Source organism: Janthinobacterium aestuarii (assembly GCF_046113285.1).
Taxonomy (GTDB): Bacteria; Pseudomonadota; Gammaproteobacteria; order Burkholderiales; family Burkholderiaceae_D; genus Janthinobacterium.
Genome location: NZ_CP142524.1, coordinates 1,436,470 through 1,462,476 on the forward strand (window position 1 = coordinate 1,436,470; position 26,007 = coordinate 1,462,476).

The window sequence follows — 26,007 nt, forward strand, 5'->3', positions numbered from 1 at the left end:
CGTCAGGGCGGCAGCAGGCCCGTGCGGGCGGCGGCCACGATGGCTGCGCTCAAGCCGTCGAGCAGGCCGGAGGCGGCGCGCGCCGTATGCCAGTACAGGGCGATATCGAGCGGGGTATCCGGTAGCAGTTCGACCAGGCTGCCATTGTCAAGATGCGGCTGGATCAGCGCCTGCGGGTGCAAGCCCCAGCCCATGCCGGCCAGGGCGGCCGTGACGAAGGCATGCGACGAAGGCAGGGCATGGCGCGGCAGCTCCACGTGCCGGTGGCACAGGCGCCGCACCCAGCGCGCCTGCAGTTCGTCCTTGGCATTGAAGACGAGGCTGGGTGCCAGCGCCAGGCTGGCGGCGCCGACGCCGTGGGCAAAATAGCGCTGCAGGAAGGCGGGACTGGCGGCGGCCAGGTAGCGCATGGCGCCCAGCGGGCGGCTGTTGCAGCCCGATGCGGGCCGGGCCGTGGCGCTGACGGCGGCCAGCACGGCGCCGCTGCGCAGCCATTCGGCCGTATGGTCCTGGTCGTCGACGGCCACTTGCAGCAGCACCGGGTGCCCGGCCGCAAAGGCGGCGATGGCGGGCGTCAGCCAGGTGGCCAGGCTGTCGGCATTCACGGCGACGGGCACGCTGGCGCGCGACACGCCCAGTGCTGTCTGCGCCAGCGCCGGCAAGGTGCCCTGCAAATCCTGTTCGAGCAGCTGCACCTGGTCCACGTGCTGGCACAGGCGCCGTCCCGTTTCCGTGGCGCGGCAGGGCTGGTCGCGTATCACCAGCGCGCAGCCGACGCGCTCTTCCAGCAGGCGGATGCGCTGCGAAATGGCCGATGGCGTCACGTGCAAGGCGCGTGCGGCGCGCTCGAAACTGCCTTCGCGGAGGACGGCGGCCAGGGCGGCGAGGGCGGCATAATCGAGCATGAATGAAGTTTTCCTTAACTTACTGCAGTAAAGGTAGTTTGCCTTCATTGCGTGCGGCTGGCAAGATCGCTGCATGACACTTTCGACCGCCACCACCCCACTCGTTTTTTCCGTCTTTCTCCAGGGCTTGACCCTGGGCCTGGGACTCATCGTTGCCATCGGCTCGCAAAATGCCTTTGTCTTGCGGCAAGGCTTGCGCCGCGAACATGTTGGCGCCATCGTGCTGTTTTGCGCGCTGGCCGACGCGGCCCTGATTGCCGCCGGCGTGTTGGGCATGGCCCATGCGCTGGGGCAGCGCCCCTTGCTGGCCAGCGCGCTGGCATTGGGCGGCGCCGTTTTCCTGGCCGTCTACGGTTGGCAAGCGCTGCGGCGCGCGCGCCGGCCGCAGCAGCTGCGCGCGGCCGAAGGCGGTGCCGGGCTGGCGCTGGGCGCCATCCTGGCCCAGGCGGCCGCATTTACCTTGCTCAATCCCCATGTCTATCTGGATACAGTATTGTTGGTGGGAAGCATCGGCGCCCAGCAACCGGGCGCGCTGCGTGGCTGCTTCATCGCCGGCGCCAGCGCGGCCAGCCTGCTGTGGTTTGCCTCGCTCGGCTATGGCGCGCGCTGGCTGGCGCCGTGGTTTGCGCGGCCCCGGGCCTGGCAAGTGCTCGATGGCTTGATCGGCGTGACCATGTTCGTATTGTCGGCGCTGCTGTTGCGCCACGCGCTGGGCTGGCAGCCCTGATCAGCGCGCGGGCGGCAGCGGCGTCGGCGCTGCCGGGCGCAGGGGATGCGGCGGCGCGGGCGGCGGTGGCCGGTCGCGCGTGGCAAAGCCGCGCGGCAGCAGCCGTGCCGTTTCTATGCCGCGCAGGAACATGTTCTGGAACGGCGTGGCCAGATAGGGCAGGACCATGCCGATCACCAGCAAGCCCACGCCCAGGGTGACGGGGAAACCGATACCGAAAATGTTCAGCTGCGGCGCGGCCCGCGTCAAGATGCCCAGCGCCACGTTGGTCAGCAGCAGGGCGGCGATGATGGGCAGCGAAATTTGCAGGCCGGAACGGAAGATTTCTCCGCCCCAGGCCGCCAATTGCTGGAAACCGCCGCCGCTGATGGGACTCGATGAAATCGGCAGGCTGACGAAGCTTTCCGCCAGCGCCGCCAGCAAGACCAGATGGCCGTTGACGGTCAAAAACATCAAGGTGGCCAGCATGACGAGGAACTGGCTGATGGCAGACGACCTGCCCTTGGTTTGCGGATCGAAGAACGAGGCGAAGCCCAGGCCCATGGTCAGACTGCTGAGTTCACCGGCCATTTCAATGGCGGAAAACACGATGCGGATGGAAAAGCCCATGGCCAGCCCGACCAGCATCTCTTGCGTGAGGATCAGCAGGCCGGGCAGGGACATCGGGTTGATGGCAGGCAAGGCCGGCACGGTGGGGGCGATGATCATAGCCAGCAGCGCGCCCAGGGTCACCTTGACGGTGGCCGGCACGGCCGCGTTGCCGAACAGGGGGGCGGCCGCGATCAAGCCGAGGATGCGGCTAAGCGGCCACAGCAGTGCTGCGATCCACGTGTTCAGTTCGATGCTCGACAGGGTCAGCATGGCAACAATCGCTGCACTAGCCGACCAGGTTCGGGATGCCCGTGAACACCTGGCGCATGTAGTCGAGCATGACGGACAGCATCCACGGGCCGGCCACGACGATGGCGACGAAGATGCCGACCAGCTTGGGGATGAAGGACAGGGTCGCCTCGTTGATCTGCGTGGCCGCCTGGAAAATACTGACGATCAAGCCGATGATGAGGGCAACGAGCAGCATGGGCGCGGCCACCATCAGGGTGATTTCCATCGCATGGCGGCCCAGGGTCATGACGCTTTCGGGTGTCATCGTACTTCCCCTAGTAAAAACTCTGGGACAAGGAGCCCAGCAGCAACTGCCAGCCGTCGACCAGCACGAACAGCATCAGCTTGAACGGCAGCGAGATCGTCGCCGGCGACATCATCATCATCCCCATCGACATCAGCACGCTGGCGACTACCATGTCGATGATCAGAAACGGGATGAAGATGGCAAAGCCGATCTGGAACGCCGTCTTCAGTTCGCTGGTGACGAAGGCGGGCACGAGGATGCGCAGCGGCACGTCTTCCGGGCCTTGCAGGGCCGCCGAGCGCGACATCTTGGCGAACAGGGCCAGGTCGGCCTGGCGCGTCTGCTTGAGCATGAAGGTTTTCAGGGGATCGACGCCCTTGTCCATCGCCTGCTGCATGCTGATCTTGTTTTCCTGATACGGTTGATACGCATCCGTGTAGATCTTGTCGAACACGGGGCCCATGACGAACAGGGTCAAAAACAGGGCCAGCCCTACCAGCACCTGGTTCGGCGGCGCCGATTGCGTGCCGATGGCCTGGCGCAGCAGGGACAGCACGATGATGATGCGCGTAAAGCAGGTCATCATCAAGAGGGCCGCCGGCAGGAAGGTGAGCGACGTCATCAGGATGAGCGTCTGCACCGGCAGCGAGTAATTCTGGCCGCCGCCCGGCGCCGGCGTGCTGTTGAAGGCCGGGATGCCCGGTTCGGCCAGCGCCCACAGCGGCAAGGCCAGAGCGGCGGCCGCCAGCAGCCAGGTCAGGGGAGTCTTCAAGGTGGACCACGCCATCTGCTGCTTATTTCCCATTGCGTTTTTCGATGGTCTGTTTCAGCCACTCGGAAAAATTGGCGGCCGCGGGGCCGTTTTGCGCCGTCGCCAGTTGCGGCAACTCGCCTTCCTGGCGCGGCATGGTGGCCAGCGCGTTGATCCTGCCGGGCGAGGCGCCGACGACGATCCACTGGTCGGCCACTTCAACGAGGACGATGCGTTCGCGTCCGCCCAGGTTGAGCGAGCTGACGACGCGCATCTTGTTGTTGCCGCCCATGACCTTGGGGCCATAACGTTTCATGAACCAGGCCAGGCCGATCAGCAGGGCCAGCACGAATACGAGCGCGAAGATGGTTTGCAGCAGGCTGCCGGCCGAGCTTGTCGGCGCCATCGTCATGGGCGCACCCGCCGGCATGGCGGGCAGGGCGGCGGCAGGCGAGGTGGCCGGCACCGTTGCTGCGGCAACGGGCGGTGTCTCGCTTGCTGCCGCGACGGAAGCGCTGGCGGCGCTGGCCGCCGGCGCCGACGCGGCTGCCGGTTCCGCGTGGGCAATGCTGCATGCCGCCAGGAGCGGCAGCACGGTGGAAATCAACAGGCCAGGCTTCATTTATTCAATTTTCGGATGCGTTCGGAAGGCGTGATGATGTCGGTCAGGCGGATGCCGAACTTGTCATTGACCACCACCACTTCGCCCTGGGCGATCAGGCAGCCGTTGACCAGCACGTCCATCGGTTCGCCGGCCAGGCCGTCGAGCTCGACCACGGAACCCTGCGCCAGTTGCAGCAGGTTCTTGATGGCGATCTTGGTGCGGCCCAGTTCGACCGTCAGCTGCACGGGAATATCGAGGATGAAATCGATATCGTTGTGCGTTTCCGACTTCGATGCCTGCTTGGAAAAGTCCTTGAACACGGCGGCGCTCGCCGCGCTGGCCGTAGTGGCGGCCTGATTCTGCAGCGCTTCGGCTTCCGCCTTGGCCTGCTCGGCAATGGCCGCGCCCCAATCGTCTTCCGCGCTTTGGTCGTCTTGGTTGTCAGACATGTGTTTCTCCTGTTGTACGGATACGGACCGCAGCGCGATCCGGGTATTTCTTAATGGTTATTCATATTGTCGGCATTCGCCAGCAACTTTTCGACTTTCAGCGCATATTGTCCGTTCAACACGCCATACGTGCAATCCATCACGGGCACGCCGTCGACGGTGGCGGCGATCAGTTCGGGAATATTCAGGGGGATGATGTCGCCCACCTTCATGTTCAAAATCTCGTCGAACGACACGCGCGCCGTGCCCAGCGAGGCCACCAGCTCGACTTCGGCGATCTGGATCTGCTGCGTCATCAGGCGGATCCAGCGCTTGTCCACTTCCAGCGCCTCGCCCTGCAGGCTCGAGGTCAGCGAATCGCGGATCGGTTCGATCATCGAATACGGCATGCAGAAGTGGATTTGTCCGGAAACGGAACCCAGTTCCACCGTAAACGTGGACGCCACCACCACCTCGTTCGGCGTGGCGATGTTGGCGAACTGCGTGTTCATTTCTGAACGGATATATTCGAATTCGACGGGGAAGACCGGCTCCCACGACTTGGTATAGGCTTCGAAGACGATATCGAGGATGCGCAGGATGATGCGCTGCTCCGTCTGCGTAAAGTCGCGCCCTTCGACGCGTGTGTGGAAGCGTCCGTCGCCGCCGAACAGGTTGTCGACCAGCAGGAAGACGAGGCCCGGATCGAAGACCATCAGGGCCGTGCCGCGCAGCGGCTTCATGTGCACCAGGTTCAGATTGGTCGGCACCACCAGATTACGGATGAACTCGCTGTACTTCGAGACGCGCACGGACCCGACCGACACCTCGGCGCTGCGGCGCAGGAAGTTGAACAGGCCCACGCGCAGCAGCCGGGCGAAACGCTCGTTGATAATTTCCAACGTCGGCATCCGGCCGCGCACGATGCGCTCCTGGGTTGCCAGGTTGTAGGTACGAACTCCCGTGACATCTTCCGGCGTCTGCGCGTCGTCCTGGTCTCCGTTGACGCCCTTCAGAAGGGCATCGACTTCTTCCTGGGAGAGGAAATTATCGGCCATGGCTGCTTATTGAATGATGAATGCGGTAAATAATACGTCCGTCACGTCCTGCTCCGGCCCTTTGTCCTCGAACGGCTGGTTCACCTGATTGATGATTTCGGCCGCCAGCTGCTGCTTGCCTTCCACGGTATTGAGTTCGGACGCCTTCTTGCCGGACAGCAGCAGCAACAAGCGGCTGCGCACTTTCGGCATGTTCAGCTTGATGCTATCCATTTCTTCCGGACTGCCCACCTGCAGGGTAAAGGCGATCTGCAGATATTGCTCGCCATTTTCCGGCTGCAAGTTGACGGTGAAGGCATCGACGGGAACGAAAACGGGCGGACCTGCCTTGGAAGCGGCGTGTTTTTTCTTGCTCGGCGCCGCTTCTTCTTTATCGGCCTTGCCATGCAAGAAGTACCAGGCGGCACCGCCGCCGATGCCGCCGGCCACCAGCACCGAGGCCAGCACGATGATCAGAAGCTTCTTTTTCGAGGCGCCGGCGGGGGCCAGGCCTGCATCTGCTTTCGGATCTGCTTTCATTTTTGGATTTGCTTTCAATGGTACTCGGGTGCATGGAAGTGGATCACGACGCCATTATGTCATTATCGGCAAATTCTGCGCAGAAGGATGCAGTGAAAAGAGGGCGGAAGCGCCCTCAACTCGCTGTATTTATACGAAAAGTTATGCCGCGGCGCGCGCCTGTGGCCTGCGGACGACGAATTGTCGTCAGGCAAAGGTATCGACGGCACTCAGGCTGGGTCGGCTGCGGCCGCCAGCTGCCGGCGCGATGGCGATCTCGCCGCCGGAGGTGCCGCCACCCTGACCATTGCCACGGCGTTCGCCCGAGGCGGCGCGCTCGCCGTTGTTTTGCTGTTCCGGCGTGCCGGCCGAGACGGTGGCGCTGCCGAAGGCGATGCCCGCTTCGCTCATCATTTCGCGCAGGCGCGGCATGGCCGCTTCCAGCGCCTGGCGTACTTCCGGCTGGGCCGACATGAAGGCGGCATCGGCCTGGTCATTGGTGACCGTCAGGACCACCTGCACGGGCCCCAGATCGGGCGGATTCAGGGTCAGGGTGGCGCTCTGGTCGCCGCCGGCCGCCATCCACACGACTTTCTGCCCCAGTTGCTGGTCCCAGGCCGGCGAGCCGACCCGGCCCGTCAGCTTGTCGGCCGGCACGGCCACGGCGGCCGCGGCCTGCTGCAGCGCGCCCGGCTGCAACTGGGCCGCAAGGCGGCTCAGGTCGGCAGGCGTTTCCTTGAGGATGGGTTCGGCTACGGCGGCGCCCGCCTTGGCGGTGGCCGCCAGCTGGGCGTCGACGGTCAGCTTGCCCGGCTCGGCCTTGCCTGCCGGCACGCCGGCCCCTGGTGTGGCGGCCGCCTTGCCCTGGGCCTGGCCCAGGCTGTCGGCAAAGTCGCCGCTGTCCGCTTGCGCGATGACGGTGGCGGCGGCCTTGCCGCTGCCCTGGCCGGCTGCCAGTAACGGCCCGGTTGCCAGGCCCTTGCCGTCGGCCTTGACGCTGGCGCGCGCCGGCAGTTCCGGCACGGCCTTGGCGGCTGGCGCCGGCGGTTGGATGGCCAGCTGGATGCTGCCCACGAGGGCCAGCATCTCGGCGGCCGGATCGGCTGGCGGCGTGACTGTCGTCGCGGGAACGGCGGGCACGCTGGCCTCTGCCGTGGCGCTGTCACTGTCGCCGTTGGCGGGGGGCGCCGCCTCGGTAGCTGGTGCGGGCGGCTGCTCGCTGCTGGCCGCCTGTTCGGTGCCCGCTTGCGCCGGCTTCGTTTCATTGGCGGGCGCCGGCGTCGCGGGTGCTGGCGCGGCCGCAGGACTGGCGGGGCGTGCCGGCGCCGGCGCTGGTGCTTGCGCCATATTACGGCTGGCCTGGCGTTGCTCGATCTGGCGGTTCAGGGTGCGCTGGAAGTCGCCCGCCGCGCCGCTGGTGGAGGGCTGGCTGCGGTTGGCGGCACCGGGCGTGGCGTTTGGCGAGATGATCTGGGAAATCGGTGTTGGCTGGGTTTGCATGATGCTGCCTCAGTGTTGCTTAGCGTTTGTAATAGGCTTGTCTCGCCGCGTGCTCATCCATTGCTTTCTGGTCGCGCTTGTTTTCCAGCTTCAGCGCCTGTTCCTGCGCCCGGTTGTTCAGGGTGGTGTACGACATGCGCTTGCGTTCGGCCAGCTGCCAGCGCATCTTTTCATTCTCGCTGCGCGCCTGCGCATGCTCGACCACTTGCTGCTGGCCCAGGATGGCGCTGTCGAGCTTGACCATGAAGGCCTGGAAGTTGCGGTAAGCCATGGGCGTGATGCCGTTGCTCATGCTCGCCTCGAAGCGCTTGGCATAGTCGTCGCGGTAGCCGGACAGCATGTCGAGTTTCTGGCGGCAATCGTCGAGCGCTTTCAGGGCCGCGCCCAGGCGCTTGGCGCAATCGTCGGTTTCGCGCTGGGCAAGGTCGATCAGGGTAGCAAGTTGGGAAGGAGAAGCCATGGCTGATTATATTCCCGCTATGCAAGTCCTAATCAGTCGAATAGAGCGGTAAGTTGCCCCAAGCTCTCATCCATGCTGACCCGCTCCGTGATTTGCTGTTGCAAAAACGCCTCGATCTTTTCATGCAGGGCGATGGCCTGGTCCAGCACGGGGTCGGTGCCGGCGCTGTAGGCGCCCACGCTGATCAGGTCGCGGCTGCGCTCGTAGCGCGAATACAGCTGTTTCAGCTTGCGCGCCTGCTGCTGGTGCTCGTGCGTGGTGATCGAGTGGGCGGCACGCGAAATCGATTGCTCGATGTCGATGGCCGGATAATGGCCCGCTTCGGCCAGGCGGCGGTTGAGCACGATATGCCCGTCCAGAATGGCGCGCGCCGAGTCGGCGATCGGGTCCTGCTGGTCGTCGCCCTCGGTCAGCACGGTGTAGAAGGCCGTGATCGAGCCGCCGCCTTCCTCGCCATTGCCGGCCCGTTCCACCAGCACGGGCAGCTTGGCGAAGACGGATGGCGGATAGCCCTTGGTGGCGGGCGGCTCGCCGATGGCCAGGGCGATTTCGCGCTGCGCCATGGCGTAGCGGGTCAGCGAATCCATGATCAACAGCACATTTTGCCCCTGATCGCGGAAATGTTCGGCAATCGCCGTCGCATATGCGGCCCCTTGCAGGCGCATCAGCGGCGGCGTGTCGGCCGGCGCGGCCACGACGACGGAACGGGCCAGGCCTTCGGGGCCGAGGATTTGCTCGATGAATTCCTTTACTTCGCGGCCCCGTTCGCCGATCAGGCCGACGACGATCACGTCCGCTTCCGTGTAGCGGGCCATCATGCCCAGCAGCACGCTCTTGCCGACGCCGGAACCGGCGAACAGGCCCATGCGCTGGCCGCGGCCCACGGTCAGCATCGCGTTGATCGAGCGCACGCCCACGTCGAGCGTATCGACGATGGGCGCGCGGCCCAGGGGATTGGCGGGGCGTACATTGATGGGGGCGCTGTCGGTCGTGTGCAGCGGGCCCAGCTGGTCAAGCGGACGGCCCGCGCCGTCGAGCACGCGGCCCAGCAGTTGCGGCCCCACGGGCAGGTGGCGCGCGCGGTCGCTGGGGCGGCGGCGCGGGTGCGCCACGCTGCCGGGGCGGGGGATGGCCGGCTCGACGGAAAACACGCGCGTGCCGGGCACGATGCCCTCGACGTCGCTTTGCGGCATCAAAAACAGGCGGTCGCCTTCAAAGCCCACCACTTCCGCCTCGACCCGGCCGCCATTGGGCAGCGGCACGGTACAGGCGGCGCCGACGGCCAGGCGCAAGCCCACGGCTTCCATCACCAGGCCGGCCACGCGCGTGACCCGGCCTGAAATTTGCATCGGTTCGACAAAGCCGACCACGGCCGAACAATCGCTCAGGTAGGCGCGCCAGCGCGCCGCATGGGCCGTGGGGCCTTTGACGGGCTCGCTCACGGCGCCAGCCAGTCCAGGTCTTTGCCCAGCGCATGCGTCAGGCGCTGCCAGCGGGTGGATGCCTGCGCGTCGATCTGATTGCTGGCCGTGTCGATCTTGCAACCGCCGCGTTCCACGGACGGATCTTCGATGACGCGCCAGCCACCTTTGTCGAGTTCATCGCCGATACCGTCGCGTACTACTTGCGCGTCTTCCGGGTTGAGCATCAGCAAGGCCGGTTGTTGTAGCACAGGCAGGTATTCGATGGCTTCGCGCACCATCGGCAGCATCAGTTCGGGGCGCACGGGCAAGGCGGTCTTGAGCATGCCCTTGGCCAGCTGCAGGGCCAGTTCCATCACGTCGTTGGCGATCAGTTCGTCGGCCTGGTGCACGGCCGTGCCGAAGTCGACGGCGATGGTTTGCAGGTGCGCCAGTTCCACGGCCGAGGCAGCCTTGCCTTGTGCATACGATTCGGCATGGCCGTCGGCATGCCCGGCCGCGTGGCCTTCCGCATAGCCGGCAGCGCGGCCTTCCTCGAAGGCCGTGGCGCGCGCTTCCTCGCGGATGGCGTCGAGTTCTTCCTGCGTCGGGTATTCGAGCGGCGGGGCCGGCTCTTCCTCGTGCAGCTCGGCAAAAGGATCGAATTCCGGTTCGGGATCCGGTTCGAGCAGCTTGCGCGCCGCCACCACGCTGGGGCGCTCGTCGCCAAACGAGGTCATTTCCCAGCGCTGGTACGCGGTTTGCTGCTCTTTGGGAATCAAATTAGACAAACGAATCCTCGCCTTTTCCGCCTAAGACAATCTGTCCCTCGTCCGCCAGGCGGCGCACGATCTGCAGGATCTGTTTCTGCTGCGATTCCACTTCCGACAGGCGCACGGGGCCTTTCGATTCGAGGTCTTCGCGCATCATCTCGCCGGCGCGCTGCGACATGTTCTTGAAGATCTTGTCGCGCAGTTCCTGCGAGGCGCCCTTGAGGGCGATGATCAGCATTTCCGACTGCACTTCGCGCAGCAGCAGCTGGATGCCGCGGTCGTCGATATCGATCACGTTGTCGAACACGAACATTTCGTCCATGATCTTTTGCGCCATGTCGTTGTCGTAGTTCTTGATATTGTCCATGACGGAGCCTTCCTGCTCGCCGCTCATGAAGTTCAGGATTTCGGCTGCCGCGCGCACGCCGCCCAGCGACGATTTCTTGATGTTTTCGTTACCCGACAGCAGTTTCGTCAGCACGTCGTTGAGTTCGCGCAAGGCGGCCGGCTGCACGCCGTCCAGGGTGGCGATGCGCAAGACCACGTCGTTGCGCAGGCGGTCCGTGAAGTGGCCGAGGATTTCGCAGGCCTGGTCGCGTTCCAGGTGGACGAGGATGGTGGCGATGATCTGCGGGTGTTCGTTGCGGATCAGCTCGGACACGGATTGCGAGTCCATCCATTTCAGCGATTCGATGCCGGAGGCATCCTTGCCGCCCAGGATGCGCGACAGCAGCACGGACGCCTTGTCGTCGCCCAGCGCCTTGGTCAGCACTTGCCGGATATATTCGTCCGAATCGAGGCCGACGGTGGAATTGAGTTCCGTCTGCGCGCGGAAGTCGCCGAGCACCTCGACCACCTGCTCGTGCGCGATGCCCTTCATGGTGGCCATGGCGGCGCCCAGTTTCAGCACTTCGCGCGGGCCGAGGAATTTCATGACCTCGGCCGCTTCGCTCTCGCCCAGTGCCAGCATCAGGATCGATGCTTTTTGCAGTCCCGTTGTCTCAGTCATTATTGCCTATCCATGCTTTGATTACGTTGGCCACCACGCGCGGGTCTTCCTGCGCCAGTTTTCTGGCCATGGCCAGGTTTTCGCGATAACCGCGCGCCGTATCTTCTTCCAGTTCTTCCAGCTCCGCTTCGCTGAGCAGGACTTCGTTTTCTTCGCCCTCCTTGGCCAGTTCCGGCTCGATGACGGGCGGCGGAGCGCCGAAATCGTCGATCTTGCGCATCACGGGGCGCAGCATCGGGCGCACGATCTTGATGAAGATGTACAGCAGGATCAGGGCCGTGATGAGGAATTTCGCCAGTTCCTTGGCCAGCGGCAAGTTGGCCGGGTCGCGCCACCACTCGAGCTTGCCTTCCGGCGCGCGGTCGATGCCGTCGAACGGCGAGTTGGCCACGCTGAAGCTGTCGCCGCGCTCCTTGTTGTAGCCCATCGCTTCCTTGACCAGATTGTTGATCTGGACCATTTCGGCAGGGGAAATCGGCTTGACCGTGACCTTGCCATCCTTGTCGAAGCTGCGGCGGTAGTTGACGACGACGGCCACCGACAGGCGGCGCAGGCCGCCCATGGATTTCTGCTCGTAGCGCACGGTCTTGTCGACTTCATAATTGGTCGTCGATTCCTTCTGTGTCGGCGCCGTCGGCGCGCCAGCCGGGGCGCCCGGCGCCTCGGCCGTCAATGGCGCCGTCGCCACGCCTGGCGGCTGGTTCGACAGCGCGCCCGGCACGCCGGACGGGTTGGCATTGCCGGCGCCCGTCGATTCGCTCGTTTGCTGGCTGCGGATGGTGGACGCTTCCGGCGGCGAGTTCGGCTTGTAAGTTTCGGCCGCCTGTTCGCTTTGCGAGAAATCGACATCGGCCGTCGCTTCGGCGCGCACATTGCCTTCGCCGACGATGGGCAGCAAGATCGATTCGACCTGCTTGATCACGCTTTGCTGCAATTGCTGCACGTATTTCAGCTGGTTCGGGTCAAGGCTCTTGATGCCGTTGGCGCGGTCCTTGTCCTTTTCCTGGTTCGACAGCAGGGTGCCGGCCTGGTCGACCACGGTGACATTGATTGGCAGCAATTCCGGCACGCTCGACGCCACCAGGTGCACGATGGCGCTCACCTGCAGCTGGTCCAGGCCGCGGCCCGGGTGCAGGTTCAGCAGCACGGAAGCCGTCGGTTTTTGCTGTTCGCGCACGAAAACGGACGGTTTGGGCAGCGCCAGGTGGACACGCGCCGTATCGACGGCGGACACGGATTCGATCGATTTCGCCAGTTCGCCTTCGAGCGCGCGCTGGAAATTGACCTGTTCCAGGAATTGCGAGACACCGAGCTTCTGGTTTTCCATCAGCTCGAAGCCCACGTTGCCGCCCTTCGGCAAGCCTTGCGCGGCCAGTTTCAGGCGCGCGTCATGGACTTGCTCGGACGGCACGAGAATGGCGCCGCCGCCTTCGGAAAACTTGTGCTTGATGCCCAGCTGGTCCAGCGAAGCGGTGATGGCGCCGCCGTCGCGGTCCGTGTAGTTGGAAAACAGGACCTTGTACTCGGGCGGCTGGTTCCACATGTACAGGGCCACGCCGATGGCAACCAGTGCCGCCACGCCCAGACCGCGCAGGAAATTCTTGCCCATCGGCGTCTTGGCGAAAGCTTGCACGGACTCCACGGGCGAGCGGCCAGGCGCCGGTTCCGGTGGTATGCGGTTCACATCGATTTCTTCGGCTACAGCCATGATTGCCTTCCGGGGCGCGTATGTTGGGTAGTGAGTGGGGGCCGCTTCCACTGGAGGAGGGGGCGATATGCAGAATTATCCGCCACTGTCACGCGCTTCAATCGTCCAAATAGAAGGCGCTTTTGCCGCCTGCTCGGCCGAGCGGCTGGCGTTGGCGCTGGTATTGTGGAACCCTGGCAACATGTGACGGAAGTTATTGTACCCGTCGTTGCCTTGCAAGCCAGGGTTTTGTTCTCTGGGTGCAACAGGCATGGAACAGTTATGAAGCACACCAGAATCGGGAGGCGAAGTGAAAACAGGCGGTATCGATAGCAGCAGGATCGAGGCGATGATCGCGCAACTGAAGTCGGCGGCCACGCGGCCGGAGGCGAAAATACCGGCGATCCAGACCGAGATGCCGGCGGCGAAGGTGAATTTTGCCGATGCCTTCAAAAGCGCACTGGACTCCGTGAGCGGCGCGCAACAGGCTTCGTCGGCGCTGGGCCAGCGCTTTACCATGGGTGACGAAAAGGTCAGCCTGTCGGACGTGATGGTATCGATGCAAAAGTCGAGCATCGAATTCCAGGCGACGGTGCAGGTAAGGAATAAATTAGTTGCTGCATATCATGAGATCATGAATATGCAAGTTTGATACAGGCAACTGTATTGGTCCGTCACGAACGCCTTACAAACCGTAGCGAGCGGAAGCCAGTTGTGGCCGAGAAGCGGAACTGTACTCTAGTACAGTGAGCATCGCAGGCCGCAAATGGCGACGCGCAGTAGGTTTGTCAGGTGTTAACCTAACCCCGCCATCCTGGCGTTGCGCTCCCGCTCCAGCCGCGTGATATAGCGCTGCACGTGCGCCAGCATGCTGCGCGGCAGGTCGACGAACTGGCAGCCGAGGCGGCGGTTCAGCTTGTTGTTGAGCAGGGTCATGTCCAGCGAATTGCGAATTTGCAAAGTCGCGGTGACGATGCCGACATCGGGCAGGTCGATGCGGCAACCGGGATAGTCCCTGCCGATGGTTTCGCCCAGCATCAGTTTATTGTCGAGGATGGCGATGCCGCCGCAGCTGATGTCGGCCAGCGGAAACAGGGTGTTGGCGCCGCCCAGCGAGGGCGGCAGGGGAATCGAGACGCGCACGGGATTGCTCACGGGCGTCGTCATGCGGTAATACTCGCGCCGCTGCAAGCGGATCAATGTTTCTGGAATGGCAATTTTCAGGGCGGGCGTGCCGCCATGGTTGCACTCTTCCACCAGGGCGCTGGCAAACAGGATGCGTATCTTGTCGAGCGAGGTTTCAAACGAAATGCCGGTGGCGGCCACCATGCGCCGGTTCTGGTCGGCGTTCACGGAACGGTCGAGGATGACGGTGTTGTGGTCGGCATCGACTTCCAGGATGGACGTGACGCACACATCGGACTCACCGTGGATCAGCATGCGGATCAGCTGGTTCTTTTCGCTGATGCCGCGCAGCAAGGCAATGATTTCCCGCCGCGATTCCACTTCAAAATCATGCCAGTTTTCGAGGCCGGAATCCATAATATGTGCTTGCATTGATGCCTGTCTATGTATCGGTGAGGTTGACGCTGGTGTCGGGCGGCGGCGGAATCGGCCCGCCATTCGCAGATTCAATATGATATAACCAGGCCAGCAGTTCCGCAATCGCCCGATACAGGCCGGGCGGAATCTGGCGGTCCAGGTCGACATCCATCAGCAGCGCCACCAATTCCTTCGACTCATGCACGAAGACGCCGTGTTCGCGCGCCGTGCTGATGATCTGGTCCGCGATCAGGCCGCTGCCCTTGGCCACCACCTTGGGCGCCGGCGTGCCGCTCTGGTAAGCGAGGGCAACGGCTGTCTGCGGCACCTTGCGCTTGGTGTCGTCAAGCATCGTCTTCTCCAGCCGCCTGCGGCTTGCCGGCGATCGTCAACGATGACAATGGCCATCCGGCTGCGGCCAGCGACGCTTCCAGCCGCGCCGCATGCTGGCGCAAGGTATCGGCGCTGCCTTCGCTGCCCGCTTGCAGCTGGATGGCCACGCTGCCGCCCTGCAACACCACGTGCGCGGCCAGGTCGCCCAGCAGGGGGAACTGGAAGCGCACATTGCTGCGCCAGGCCGTCGCTTCCTCGTCGGCGTCACGGCTCTCGTGCTGCTGTCCTTCCGGCGCATCGCGGCTGATATCCCATTGCATCTTCTGCCCGGGCCAGGCTTCGCCCTGCCATTGCACGCGCGCCTGTTCGTGCGTATGCAGCTGCAAATTGATCAGTTGCGCCGATGCCAGGTCGGTGCCCGTCCTGGCCGTCTCGCCCTGTGCCGCCTTCTGCATTTGCGGTTCCAGCAACAGCGAGGCCAGCGGCCGCTTGCCCTCGGCCCATTCGGCCACATGCGATTCATAGAACAGGCCGCTGCTGCCGACGGCATCCTGCAGTTTCTGGGCCACCTGGGCCGGGGCGGCGTTTGGCGTGGCCATCAGCGGCGTCTTGCCGACCAGGGACAGGGGCGCGCCGGGCACGCTTTCCGCCTGGCTGAGCACTGTGCTGATGGCGCGCGCGGTCGTGCTCAGCTCCGGCGCTGGCGTGTCGCCGGCCAGGGCGGGCAGCAGATTGGCCGGCGTCAGCGGTGCACGGCTGAGCAGGGTGGCCGCCGTGCTGCTGGCGCGCGTGCCGGCCTGGGCGGCGCCGGCCTGGGGGCCGCGCAGGTCGGCAGCCTCGGGCTCGGCTTCCGCGTCCGCATATGTCAGCAGGGCGCTGGCGGGCTGGTCGCGGTTATTGCCGATTTGAAAAGAGGGGCGGGGATTGATGCCAATCAAGGTCAGCGGGATTTCCGTGCCCGCCTGGGCGCCGGCGGGCAGCTGCATGCGGGCCGGCGTGCCGGCCACGCGCACGAGAAAGCTGCCGTCGCCCATGCGGGCCAGCACTTGTCCCTGCATGGATTTGCCGATCAGTCCCTGCAGCGAGCGCTGGAACTCGGCCTGGCGCGGGTCGGCGACGGCATCGGCAGCCCGCGTGGGCTTGACCGGGGTCAGGGGCGTCATGCCGATCGCATCCATCTTCGGCAACATGATAGCTCGCCTTGCCCCGTGGGCGTTTAGACGCCGTAGGCGTTGGCCAGGCGCCGCTCGGTGCCCGTGCTGTTGATCAGCTTGGACAATTGCGCCATCCACGGCATGGTCAGGTCGCGGATCTTGCGGTCGTCTTCCAGGATCTGCTTGATCAGGGCGACTTTGCGCTGGCGGCCGGCGCTTTCCAGCACGACTTTTTCTTCATTCGCCTTCAGCGCGGCCACATGCGCGCTGATGCGCTGTTCCAGCGCTTCGAGCTCGTCCCAGTCGGCGTTGGTGGCGGCGGTCACCATCCGGCCCGTCAGGGTCTGCATGGCTTCGTAGGTGGTCAGGACTTCTTGGTGGGTCATCATGGATCAGGCGCTCGCAAGGCTGGGCATACGTTTCAAATCGGCGCCGGGAATGGCGGCCGGCGTGGCGCCGATGGCGTTCCAGGTTTCGCGCAGGTCGGTCAGCAGGCGCTGTACTTCTTCCAGCATGCCAAGATCGTTGCGGATGTTGGCCGCCAGCAGACGCGCGCTCATGTATTCATACAGGGCGTCGAGGCCTTCGGCGATCTGGCCGCCCACTTCCTTGTCCAGGCTGGCGCGCAAGCCATTGTCGATGATCTGGATGGCTTTCGAGATGGATTTGCCCTTTTCCGGGATGTTGCCTGAATTCATGTGCATCTGCGCGCTGAGCACGGCCACCAGGGCGCCGTCGTACAGCATGACGATCAGCTTGTGCGGCGAGGCCGAGCCGATGCCCGTTTCCAGGCCGACCTTGGCATAGGCGTTGACGCCGCGTTGTTGGGTTCCAAACATATATTTCTCCTGATGATAGCGCTTAACGGTTGGCGGCGATGGAAGCCAACTGCTGGGTCAAATAAGTTTGCGTGGACTGCAATTTGCTTAGCGTAACGTCGAGGCGCGTGTATTGGGCGCGGTAGCGTGCTTCGATTTCGGTCAATTTTGCGCTGAATTTGTCGCGCTGCGCCGCCACTGACTTCAGGGTTTCATTGATGCCGTTCGTGCGTCCGGTGATCATGCCATCCGTGCCCAGGAAGGAAGTCGCCAGGTTGTTCAATTGGTAGGCATACCCTTGCGAAAAGCTGACCGTGCCGCGCGAGCCGATGACGCCTCCGGTGACTTCAATTTTCAAGCCTTCGGCTGGCGAGCCCGGGGCGCCCGTCAGGGTCTGGCCCGAGCCGACGACCGGTTGCCCGCCCAGCGTACCGGCCACGTCGCTGCCTTTGACGGGTTTGGCTGCGCCAAACAGGGTTCCAATGCCAGTCCCGGTGTCGCTGCTCACGGCGAGGTTGGAGACGGAACCATAGCGACTTGAGGAAAGGACCAGTTTGCCGGTGCCATCGATCGCGGCGGAAACCGTGGTGCCATTGTCCGAGAAAGCTTTGATGCCGTTGATTGATGACTGCACCAGTGATGCCAGTTGCGTGGGGGTATAAGTGCCAGCCGGTATCGTCACCTTGGCCGTGTTCTTCGCGGCCGAGGGTTCCGTATCGTTCACGGTGACATTCCAGGTGGTATCGCTGGCAATCGTGGTGCTGGCCGGTATGGCAGCATCCGATGTGAGCGAACCCTGGCTGGCCATCGTGGTGATGGTCAGGTCATAGGTCCCGGGCTTGGTGGCCGCGGTCGAGCTGGTAAACGCGACGTTGCTGTCGCTGGCCTTGCCGATGGCCGAGAACAGACCGGCGATGTCGCTGAAGTTCGCGCTGATCGCCTTGTCGAGTTTGCTTGTATCCAGAGTCAGGTTGCCATCCTTCTGAAAGGAGATACCCACCTGGCTCAAGGTGTTCATGCTGCTGCCCAGGCCTGTAATCGGCACGCCCAGCTGCCGACGCAACTGGGTCTGGATCGATTGCACGGTGGAGTCGCCGAGCAGAACCCCGCCGGTCTTGGTATCGGGGTTATACGCCGTCATTTTGCCGATCGCGGTGTTCAGATCGTTGTAGGCCTTGACGAAGGCGGTGATGCTGGTTTTGACCGTTGTTGTATCTTTGGCCACCGACAGGCTGGACGTGCCTATTTTGGTAATGCCCAAGGTGACGCCTTCGATCGCCGTATCGACGCTGTTCGAACTGCTGGTGATGGCGATGCCGTTGACGCTGAACATGGTGTTCTGGGCCGCGCTGTTCTGTTTCAAGTTTTGTGCGCCAGCCACATCGTAGGCCAGCAAACCGCTCAAGGCGCTGTCGGCGGGCTGGCCATCACTGCCGCTGAGTGTGATCTTCATGGCTGAATTGGCGCCCGTCTTTGTCGAGCTGAGCACCAGGTGATACGGCTTGTCGCTGCCATCGGAAACGATGCTGGCGGTCACGCCAAGACTGGCGTTGTTGATGGCGTCGCGTATGCCCTGCAAGGTGTTGTTGGTGGAGTCGATCACCACCGAACCAGTGGCTTGCGTGCCATCCTGCGTGAAGCCCGTATTCATATAGGCGCCGCCCGAACCTGCCGTCAGTCCGGCTGCCGCTGGATTGCTGCCGGCGATGGTGATGGGACTGGCATTGCCCGAAGCCAGGGTGATCGAACTGGCAATCGTCACGTTCGAACCGTTGTTGGCGGCATTGGAGGCATGGCCGATGCCGCCCATGGTGCTGCCCGTGACCACTTCCTCGATATTGATATTGGAACCATCGGCGCGCGTAAATTGCAGATTGCCGCCGGCTGCCGTGCCTGTGACGGTGATATTCGCGGCGGCCAGCGCGTTTGAGACGGGATTCGGGCCCGCCAGTGTCGTATCGAGCGAGGCGGCCGTGATGCCGCTGCCTGCGGCAACGCCGTTGCCTTGCGTAACGATCTCGATGCCGCCAACCGACAGTGAATACGTGCCATCCGCGCCGGTGGCAATGTTGCCGAAACCGGTGAACATGCTGGCGCTGCTGGCCGTCGGCTGGGCAGTGGCCGTCACGCCTGTGGTGCTGCTCTTGGCGTTGATGGCGTCGGCCAGCGCACGCGCGCTCTTGGTGCTGGCATCGGTCGGGATGGCCGTGCCATTGATAATCAGCGAGCCGTTGCTGACGCCCGTGAGCAGGGTGCTGCCGCCCAGTGCCGTGCCTGTTACACCAAATGTGCCGCCGGCGAGTGCGCCAAGCTGGAAGGACACCGTGGTCTTGGCGCCGCTGCCGATGGTCGACAGTTTGCTGGCCATGCCGCCGGACGTCAGTGTCTGCGCCTGGGCCAGCTGGGAAACATTAATGTTGTAGCTGCCGGCCACTGCCTTGGCGCCAGCGCTGGCCGACAACACCAGCGGGTCCGATGGCGTGGCGCTGACGGCGCGGAAGTTATTCGAGTTGGTCAGTGCCGACAGCGAACTCTGAAAACTGCTGACGGAACCGCTGAGCGTTCCCAGCGCGCTGAGCTTGGCCTGGTAGGACGCTGTTTTCTTGTCAAAGGTATTCAGTGGCACGGCTTCGGCCGCCATCAGCTTGTCGATGATGGCGTTCACGTCCAGGCCGCTGGCGCCGGCGGCGATGCCAACGGATGAAATTGTAGGGGTGATGGCCACGGAATGCTCCTAGGAAAACGCTAATATAAGCTGTTATCGGCAGAATCAATCAGGACTTGAGAGGGGGAATTACCGCGCTGTTTTCAGGCGAAACAAAAAGGCGGGAGGAAAAAAGGGAATATTGCTGTATTTGCAATAAAATACGAGGCCCGGTAGTCAGGCTACCTGGCCCCGGTAAACTGCTGATGCGTGCTGCCACGATGCTGCGCTTCCGTGGACAATGCCATCATCTTATGCGCTTTGGCTAATCAGGGAACCCTTGGCCGAATCGAACGTCTTGGCCAGCTCCAGCGCTTCCCGGGTGGGAATCTGGCGCAGCACTTCTTTGGTTTCCTGGTCGATGACCTTGACCACTGTGCGTTGGCTGTCCTCGTCGATGGAAAATTCAATGCCTTGCGTTTTTATTTGCGATGACTGGTTCAGCTCCGATACCGCCTTGTTCAACTGCTCGCGGCTGGGTTCTTTGCTGACTTGTTGTGGTGCAGCTGCGTCGTTTTCCGTCGTCGTGCGTGGCGTTGCCGGGCGCGCCGCCGACGTATCCGTCGCGGTGTAACTCTTGTCTATCCTGGCCGCGGAGGCGGCCGCTATCGTATCGATAGTCATGGTGCTCTCCTAGTGAAAATTCCCCTGCCGAAAAAATCCGGCAGGGGAATCAGAGTCCTACGCTGTTGCCTGGCTAATCGGAGATTAGCCGCGCAGCAGACTCAGGACGCCGTTTGGCAGCGAGTTCGCTTGCGCCAGCATGGCCGTACCAGCTTGTTGCAGGATCTGGCCGCGGGTCATGTTGGCCGTTTCCGACGCAAAGTCCGTATCGACGATGCGGCTGCGCGATGCCGACAGGTTTTCCGTGGTCGATTGCAGGTTCGAGATCGCCGAAGCGAAGCGCGATTGCAATGCACCGTACTGAGCACGTTGGCCATTGACCGTCGACAAGGCTGCATCGGCGATTTTCAAGGCCAGCTGAGCGCCATCGAACGTCGTGATGTCGATCGACGCGACGGACTTCAGTGACGAACCTTGGTTGCCGGCGCCTGCACCAGTCGCACCAAGACCCAGACCGGAACCGGCATCGGTGACGGAGAAGCTGCTGTCCGAGTCGAACGTCACGGTGCCGTTTGCAACAGCGACACCTGCAGCGCCTTTGTTATCGACCGCTGTGGTCTTGGTGCCGTCGAGCTTGTAGCTTGCGACATCGAACTTGGTGTTCGCAGTAGCGCCGTTGGTGAGCTTGATGTCAGCGCCATTGGCATTGCTCAGCTTAATACCGCCGTTTTTCGTGTCGTACTGAGCCGTCACGCCGGTCTTTGCCGATTGGGCATTGATGGCGTTGATGCCTGCTGCGAAGTCGGTGGCGCTGCTTGCGCTGCCGCCCACTGCGAAGGACACGGTGACAGGAGTCTGGGCTGGATCGTTGTCCGATGCGATCTGGAACGAGTACGATTCGGCGGCCAGGGCCAGGTTGGTTTCCGTTTTTGCCGTAGCGGTGACACCGGTAGCGCTGGTTTTCTGGTTGATGCCAGCAGCGATCGATTTAGCCGTGTCCGACAGGACAGCTGGAGGACCTACGGCAGCGGTAGCCGTAGTGTAGGTGGCGGAACCGAGCTTGCCGTTGATGGTGATGGCTTTTGCATCGGCAACGTTGGTTGACGTTGCTTTGACTGCAACAGCATCATTCTCAATACGGTTGTTGCCGTAGGTATTGGTCAGGAAGTTTGCGCCGCTGGCCGAAATCAGCTGATTCGCGTCCGCGCCGACCTGGAAGTTGGCCGTGCCCATGGTGCCGTCCAGCAGCGCCTGGCCGTTGAACGAAGTGGTTTGAGCGATGCGGTTCAATTCCGAACCCAGTTGACCAACCTCGGTTTGCAGAGCCTGACGGTCGCTCGACGAGTTGGTGGCGTTCGACGATTGAACTGCCAGTTCGCGGATACGTTGCAGGATGTCGCCCGAGCTCGACAGTGCACCCTCGGCCGTTTGAGCCAGCGAGACGCCGTCGTTTGCATTGCGGGTTGCCTGCGTCATGCCGCGGATTTGCGACGTCATGCGGTCGGAAATCGCCAGACCAGCAGCGTCATCCTTAGCGCTGTTGATGCGCATACCGGAAGACAGACGTTGCAGCGAGGTGGTCAAGGCCGATTGCGACGTCGACAGGTTGCGCTGTGAGTTCAGGGAGGCAATGTTGGTATTAATTACTGCAGCCATGTTAATTCTCCAAACAGATACTACATTGTGCTAAGTGCCGTTCACTTTGGCCTGCCCCGCTGTTCCGGGACAATCAAGCCGCTGTTGTTTAGGGTAACGGTTGCTCTGCGGGAAAATTTATAGCGGAAAGTGCTTTAAATTTTAATTTTTAGCCCTTCAGTTTGCTGCTGGCCGCGCGCTAAACGACGGCGTTTGAGAAAACTTGAGGGTAAAAATAGTTTTATTTTCATATCGCGCGGACGCTGGCGGCATGCTGCAGGGGGTGAGGGGTGTTGTTGTTTGTGCCATGAAAAATGCCGTCCGGCCGAGTGGCGGGACGGCATGTGGCGAAGCGGGCGGGCGTCAATCCGCCACCACCACCCGATTCTTGCCCGTCTGCTTGGCCTGGTACATGGCGCGGTCGGCGCGTTTGACGAGTTCGGCCTGGTCTTCGTTGGGCAGGCGCAGGGCCACGCCGGCGGAAAAGGTGATCAAGACTTTTTCGTTGTCGTGCAGGAAGAAATGCCGGGTCAGTTCGCGTTGCAGCCGCGTCATCGTCGATGAGGCCGCTTCGACCGTGGTTTCCGGCAGCAGGATGAGGAATTCCTCGCCGCCGAAGCGGGCGATGACGTCCATCGAGCGCAGGGTTTCCTTGACGATTTTCACCAGATGTTTCAGGGCGGCGTCGCCGGCCAGGTGGCCATAGGTGTCGTTCAGGCGCTTGAAGTCGTCCAGGTCCAGCATGGCGATGCACAGCGGCGTGCCGCGGCGGTCCGAGCGGGCCGTCTCGCGTTCGAACACATCGTCCAGGCCGCGACGGTTCAGGCTGCCCGTCAGCTGGTCTTCCCGCACCAGTTCGCTCATATGCTGGAGCTTCGCTTCCAGCGTGTGGATGCGCTGTTCCGCATCCTGCACTTCCTGGCGCGCCAGCACCATCTTGTCGCGCGCGCGCAAGGCCTCGTTCTGCACCATGCGCGTTTCGCGCAAGACTTCGTCGAGAACGCTGTTCAACTCGCTGATATTTTCCGCCTGGCTGATCTTTTCCGAATAGCCGCCGATCTTTTCGTGGAAGTCGCCCGTGCTGGCCGCCACTTGCCCCAGGCGGTCAATGAAGGTCATCATCATGTTCTTGACCGTCAGCTTGACGTCGGACAGGCTGTGCTTGAGCTGGCTTTGCTTGTAGATGACTTCCTTCAGGCTGCGCGTGGCGTCTTCCAGCGCGCGCTGGTCGAGCGGACCGGCGATCAGGTTTTGCACGGCGTCGACCTGGCCGCGCAGCCAGCTGTCGTCGTCGAGCAACTGGCTGACGTTGTCCAGCAGCAGCTTGAACAGGCGCAGCAACAGTTCCTGCTGCTCGGCCGTGTCGCCGCTTTTCAGTTCGATCTGATAGCACAGCTGTTTCAGGCGCAGGGCCGCTTCGTTCAGCGCTTCTTCCGTGTGGGCCAGCTTGATCGCCGCGCCCAGGGACTCTGCCTCTTCCACCAGCGCGGGCGTGCCCGTCAGCAAGGTGGCGACGGCAAAGCCCAGGGTGCGGCTGAGCAATTCACGCAGGGTGCGCGTCTGTTCGCCGTCCGGCAGGGGCGGCAATTCGATGCCGCCGCTTTTCTTGACCTGTTTCTCGGCCAGTTGCGCCAGGGTACGTGCATAGCCATCCCAGTCGCGCGCTTTCAGGGCGCGCTGGAAACGCTTGCCAAAGTCGCCCAGTTCGCCCGCCGATTCGCTCATCTTGGCGGCGAATTGCGTCAGGACGTTTTCCGCACCGCTCTCCGTGGGGGCGCTGGCGGCCAGCACGGCTCCCGGCGTAGCCGGCGTCTCGGCCGCTTCGCTGATGCCCGCGATTTCATTGTAGATATCGCGGTAGGCGCTCGGCGTGGGGGCGATGCGGCGCGTGGCCAGGCGGCGAAACGCTTCGCGGGCGATATCGGCCGGGTTCATCGCCGCAGCGGCGGCGGTATTCGTGGCGCCAGCGGGAGCGCCTGCTGGTGAGGATGGCAATTTACTGGACATGTAGGCACAGCCTTTTTAGATATTTCTCATTATCCTCATGATATGCGAGTTGGCAAAGAACTTATTGTGCGAGAAGCAAGGAGAAGTCCTGTCAATTCGCCCGATGCCAGCGGGCATGCCGCTTTGCCGTCAATCCACCAGCTGGTTGCGGATGGCGTAATGCGTCAGTTCCGCGCTGTTCTTGAGCTTCATCTTGACCAGCAAGCGGGCGCGGTATTCGCTGACGGTTTTCACGGACAATTTGAGCTCTTCGGCGATGGCGCCCACCGCCTTGCCCGAGGCAATCATGACCAGGGTCTGGTACTCGCGGTCCGACAAGGTGTCGTGCAAGGCCGTTTCGTGGTCTTCGCCCACCGTGTTGGCCAGTTCCTGCGCCAGCGAGGCGCTGATGTATTTCAACCCTTGCGCCACTTGCCGGATGGCCGTGACCAGCTCGCGCGGCGCGCTCTGTTTCGTCAGGTAGCCAGCCGCGCCCGCCTTGAGCGAACGGATGGCGTACTGGTCTTCGCGGTGCATGGACAGCATCAGCACGGCCAGTTCCGGCTTTTCCTTCTTGATCTGCTTGAGTACCTCGATGCCGCTGCGGTCGGGCAGGGAGATGTCAAGCAACAACACCTGGCATTTCGAGCCGCGGAACAGTTTGATGGCGTCGTGGCCATTTTCGGCTTCGCCAGCTACGATGATGTCCTTCGTGTCGGCGAGGATTTGCTTCAAGCCTTCGCGCACGATCGCGTGATCGTCGGCGATGAATACCCGGATGGTGGCTTTTTCTTTCATGACTGCATTGTTTCCTATCTAATTCACCCACTAGGCCGCGTCTGGCGGCGGCCCGCTGTGCGCGGGCGCACTGGCTGCAGCCGCTATTATCGCCTCTCGCGGGGTGGTCAGACGGATTTTTATGCTCAGGATGGTGCCGCCGTCCGGCCCATCCATCAGGCTCAGGCTGCCGCCCAGCGCGCTGGCCCGTTCGGCCATGCCGCGGATGCCGAACGACTGCGGCTTGGCGCGGTCGGACAGGCGCATGCCGACGCCATTGTCGGCGATGGTCAGGCTGATATGCTGGCGCTGCCGGGCCAGGCGCACGCTGACCTTGCTCGCCTGCGCATGCTTGGCGATATTCGTCAGCGCCTCCTGGGCGATGCGGAACAGGCTGGTCGCCTGATCCAGCTCCAGTTCGATGTGCTGGCGGTTGGAAATGAACTGGCACTCGATGCCGGCCTGGCGCGCGAATTCCTTGACCTGCCAGTCCAGCGCGGCGACCAGGCCCAGGTCCAGCATGGAGGGGCGCAAGTCCAGCGAAATGCGGTGCACGGCGTCGATGCTGCGGTCGACCAGGGCATCGACATAGTCGGCCTTTTCCTGCAGCAGCGGGTCGTCCGGCGGCAGGCGGCGCGCCAGCATGGCCAGCGCCATCTTGATCGCCGTCAGGTTGCCGCCCAGGTCATCGTGCAATTCGCGCGCCAGGCGCGTGCGTTCGTGTTCCTTGACCTTGTCGATATGCGCCGTCAGCTCGGCCAGGCGCGCGCGCGACTGGCGCACTTCGATCTGTTCCAGCCGGCTTTCCGTGATATTCGTCATGATGCCTTCCCACTGCACCGTGCCGTCGGCCAGCGCGCGCGGCGTCGAGCGCAGGTTGATCCATTTGACGTCCTTCCAGGCATCGATCCAGATCCGGCCTTCCCAGTTCCAGCTCCACAAGGCGCTTTTCGAGGCTTGCATCGATTCCAGATACGAGGCCCGGTCGTCGGCCAGGATCAACTGGTAAAACAGTTCCGGGCGCGCGTGCAGCAGCGCCGGGCTCAGGCCCAGAAGGGCCTGGCAGCCTTCGCTCAGGTAGGCAAAGGACGCCCGTCCATCCGCATGCAGGCAGAACTGGTACACGAGGCCCGGCGTATTCGAGACGATGGCGTTGAAGCGCGACTGCACCTGCGCCAGGGCGGCGGCCGTCGCCTGCGGCGTGCGCAAGTCTTCGCCCTCGGCCAGCAACAGGGGGCGCCCCTGGCGCTGGGCGCGCGACAGGTGCAGGCTGAGCGAATACAGGCTGCCATCGCGGCGCCGCTGCTGCACGTGCAGCCGGGCTTGCGCGCCGATGCTGTCGTCCAGAGTGGCCAGCACGGCGGCCAGTTGCTGCGCGTCGAGCTGCGGCGCCAGCGTGAAGGGCGTCATCGCCAGCAATTCCTTGCGCGCATACTGCAAGTTGTCGCAGGCGGCATCGTTGGCGTCCAGCAATTGCAAGCTGGCCGCGTCGTACAGGTAGATTTCCGGCGCCGCCGCGCGCAGGGCGGGGGCCAGCCGGGGAGTGTCGTGCATGGAGTTGCCTT

General features: G+C 63.2%; 27 protein-coding genes. 2 read left to right on the forward strand and 25 right to left on the reverse strand.

The window, feature by feature from the left end:
* Positions 1-2 precede the first annotated feature (2 nt).
* Positions 3-905 (reverse strand): LysR family transcriptional regulator ArgP, encoded by a 903-nt coding sequence (locus tag OX462_RS06445; RefSeq protein WP_409028033.1) that lies wholly within the window; start codon positions 903-905, stop codon positions 3-5.
* Between the two features lie 73 nt (positions 906-978).
* Between OX462_RS06445 and OX462_RS06450 the strand changes: the two genes are divergently transcribed.
* Positions 979-1,632 carry a LysE/ArgO family amino acid transporter gene (locus OX462_RS06450; protein WP_070289131.1) on the forward strand — a complete coding sequence of 218 codons (654 nt, stop codon included), beginning with the start codon at positions 979-981 and terminating at the stop codon, positions 1,630-1,632.
* Here the strand turns inward: OX462_RS06450 and fliR are convergent, their stop codons facing one another.
* The 13 genes from fliR to fliF all read right to left on the reverse strand — a co-directional run bounded on the left by fliR (position 1,633) and on the right by fliF (position 12,950).
* The gene (gene fliR, locus OX462_RS06455) at positions 1,633-2,493 is read right to left on the reverse strand and encodes a flagellar biosynthetic protein FliR (protein ID WP_070289132.1); all 861 of its coding nucleotides are present in this window, start codon (positions 2,491-2,493) and stop codon (positions 1,633-1,635) included.
* 16 nt (positions 2,494-2,509) lie between these two features.
* A complete protein-coding gene (fliQ, locus tag OX462_RS06460) occupies positions 2,510-2,779 on the reverse strand; it encodes a flagellar biosynthesis protein FliQ (RefSeq protein ID WP_034754044.1) in 270 nt (89 codons plus the stop codon).
* Between the two features lie 10 nt (positions 2,780-2,789).
* On the reverse strand, positions 2,790-3,548 hold the full coding sequence (gene fliP, locus OX462_RS06465) for a flagellar type III secretion system pore protein FliP (RefSeq protein WP_373631560.1): 759 nt from the start codon (positions 3,546-3,548) through the stop codon (positions 2,790-2,792).
* Positions 3,549-3,555: 7 nt separating this feature from the next.
* On the reverse strand, positions 3,556-4,134 hold the full coding sequence (gene fliO / locus OX462_RS06470) for a flagellar biosynthetic protein FliO (RefSeq protein ID WP_070220132.1): 579 nt from the start codon (positions 4,132-4,134) through the stop codon (positions 3,556-3,558).
* A complete protein-coding gene (fliN, locus tag OX462_RS06475; protein ID WP_070220130.1) occupies positions 4,131-4,565 on the reverse strand; it encodes a flagellar motor switch protein FliN in 435 nt (144 codons plus the stop codon). The genes fliO and fliN overlap by 4 nt, the downstream gene beginning before the upstream one ends.
* Positions 4,566-4,615: 50 nt before the next feature.
* A complete protein-coding gene (gene fliM, locus OX462_RS06480; protein ID WP_070220128.1) occupies positions 4,616-5,602 on the reverse strand; it encodes a flagellar motor switch protein FliM in 987 nt (328 codons plus the stop codon).
* A 6-nt stretch (positions 5,603-5,608) separates the two neighbouring features.
* The gene (fliL, locus tag OX462_RS06485; protein ID WP_070220126.1) at positions 5,609-6,121 is read right to left on the reverse strand and encodes a flagellar basal body-associated protein FliL; all 513 of its coding nucleotides are present in this window, start codon (positions 6,119-6,121) and stop codon (positions 5,609-5,611) included.
* Between the two features lie 186 nt (positions 6,122-6,307).
* On the reverse strand, positions 6,308-7,600 hold the full coding sequence (locus OX462_RS06490) for a flagellar hook-length control protein FliK (RefSeq protein WP_409028034.1): 1,293 nt from the start codon (positions 7,598-7,600) through the stop codon (positions 6,308-6,310).
* A 19-nt stretch (positions 7,601-7,619) separates the two neighbouring features.
* Positions 7,620-8,060, reverse strand: a complete 441-nt coding sequence (gene fliJ / locus OX462_RS06495) for a flagellar export protein FliJ (protein ID WP_070289135.1) — start codon at positions 8,058-8,060, stop codon at positions 7,620-7,622.
* Between the two features lie 32 nt (positions 8,061-8,092).
* Positions 8,093-9,409, reverse strand: coding sequence for a flagellar protein export ATPase FliI (gene fliI, locus OX462_RS06500; protein ID WP_227742184.1), 1,317 nt, complete (start codon positions 9,407-9,409; stop codon positions 8,093-8,095).
* 89 nt (positions 9,410-9,498) lie between these two features.
* Positions 9,499-10,200, reverse strand: a complete 702-nt coding sequence (locus OX462_RS06505) for a flagellar assembly protein FliH (RefSeq protein WP_070222451.1) — start codon at positions 10,198-10,200, stop codon at positions 9,499-9,501.
* Between the two features lie 43 nt (positions 10,201-10,243).
* Positions 10,244-11,242 carry a flagellar motor switch protein FliG gene (fliG, locus tag OX462_RS06510; protein ID WP_034754023.1) on the reverse strand — a complete coding sequence of 333 codons (999 nt, stop codon included), beginning with the start codon at positions 11,240-11,242 and terminating at the stop codon, positions 10,244-10,246.
* The gene (gene fliF / locus OX462_RS06515) at positions 11,235-12,950 is read right to left on the reverse strand and encodes a flagellar basal-body MS-ring/collar protein FliF (RefSeq protein ID WP_070289137.1); all 1,716 of its coding nucleotides are present in this window, start codon (positions 12,948-12,950) and stop codon (positions 11,235-11,237) included. The genes fliG and fliF overlap by 8 nt, the downstream gene beginning before the upstream one ends.
* A gap of 328 nt (positions 12,951-13,278) precedes the next feature.
* Here fliF and fliE point away from each other — a divergent pair, with 328 nt between their 5' ends.
* On the forward strand, positions 13,279-13,581 hold the full coding sequence (gene fliE / locus OX462_RS06520) for a flagellar hook-basal body complex protein FliE (protein WP_230502628.1): 303 nt from the start codon (positions 13,279-13,281) through the stop codon (positions 13,579-13,581).
* A gap of 143 nt (positions 13,582-13,724) precedes the next feature.
* Here the strand turns inward: fliE and OX462_RS06525 are convergent, their stop codons facing one another.
* The 11 genes from OX462_RS06525 to OX462_RS06575 form a co-directional block, all read right to left on the reverse strand.
* On the reverse strand, positions 13,725-14,471 hold the full coding sequence (locus OX462_RS06525; protein WP_409028035.1) for a flagellar brake protein: 747 nt from the start codon (positions 14,469-14,471) through the stop codon (positions 13,725-13,727).
* 25 nt (positions 14,472-14,496) lie between these two features.
* Positions 14,497-14,823, reverse strand: coding sequence for an EscU/YscU/HrcU family type III secretion system export apparatus switch protein (locus OX462_RS06530; RefSeq protein ID WP_035821344.1), 327 nt, complete (start codon positions 14,821-14,823; stop codon positions 14,497-14,499).
* Entirely contained in the window at positions 14,816-15,994 is a 1,179-nt protein-coding gene (locus OX462_RS06535; RefSeq protein WP_409028036.1) for a flagellar hook-length control protein FliK, read from the reverse strand. The genes OX462_RS06530 and OX462_RS06535 overlap by 8 nt, the downstream gene beginning before the upstream one ends.
* A gap of 26 nt (positions 15,995-16,020) precedes the next feature.
* Entirely contained in the window at positions 16,021-16,347 is a 327-nt protein-coding gene (locus OX462_RS06540) for a flagellar protein FliT (RefSeq protein ID WP_070222370.1), read from the reverse strand.
* Positions 16,348-16,350: 3 nt separating this feature from the next.
* Positions 16,351-16,797 carry a flagellar export chaperone FliS gene (gene fliS, locus OX462_RS06545; protein WP_070222372.1) on the reverse strand — a complete coding sequence of 149 codons (447 nt, stop codon included), beginning with the start codon at positions 16,795-16,797 and terminating at the stop codon, positions 16,351-16,353.
* A 22-nt stretch (positions 16,798-16,819) separates the two neighbouring features.
* Entirely contained in the window at positions 16,820-19,501 is a 2,682-nt protein-coding gene (gene fliD / locus OX462_RS06550) for a flagellar filament capping protein FliD (protein ID WP_409028037.1), read from the reverse strand.
* A gap of 231 nt (positions 19,502-19,732) precedes the next feature.
* A complete protein-coding gene (locus OX462_RS06555; protein ID WP_121670246.1) occupies positions 19,733-20,104 on the reverse strand; it encodes a flagellar protein FlaG in 372 nt (123 codons plus the stop codon).
* 84 nt (positions 20,105-20,188) lie between these two features.
* Positions 20,189-21,700, reverse strand: a complete 1,512-nt coding sequence (locus OX462_RS06560) for a flagellin N-terminal helical domain-containing protein (RefSeq protein ID WP_070312021.1) — start codon at positions 21,698-21,700, stop codon at positions 20,189-20,191.
* A gap of 342 nt (positions 21,701-22,042) precedes the next feature.
* Positions 22,043-23,614, reverse strand: a complete 1,572-nt coding sequence (locus OX462_RS06565) for a diguanylate cyclase (protein ID WP_070222378.1) — start codon at positions 23,612-23,614, stop codon at positions 22,043-22,045.
* Positions 23,615-23,815: 201 nt separating this feature from the next.
* Entirely contained in the window at positions 23,816-24,463 is a 648-nt protein-coding gene (locus OX462_RS06570) for a response regulator (protein WP_034753998.1), read from the reverse strand.
* A gap of 30 nt (positions 24,464-24,493) precedes the next feature.
* Positions 24,494-25,996 carry a sensor histidine kinase gene (locus tag OX462_RS06575; RefSeq protein ID WP_240453430.1) on the reverse strand — a complete coding sequence of 501 codons (1,503 nt, stop codon included), beginning with the start codon at positions 25,994-25,996 and terminating at the stop codon, positions 24,494-24,496.
* Positions 25,997-26,007 lie beyond the last annotated feature (11 nt).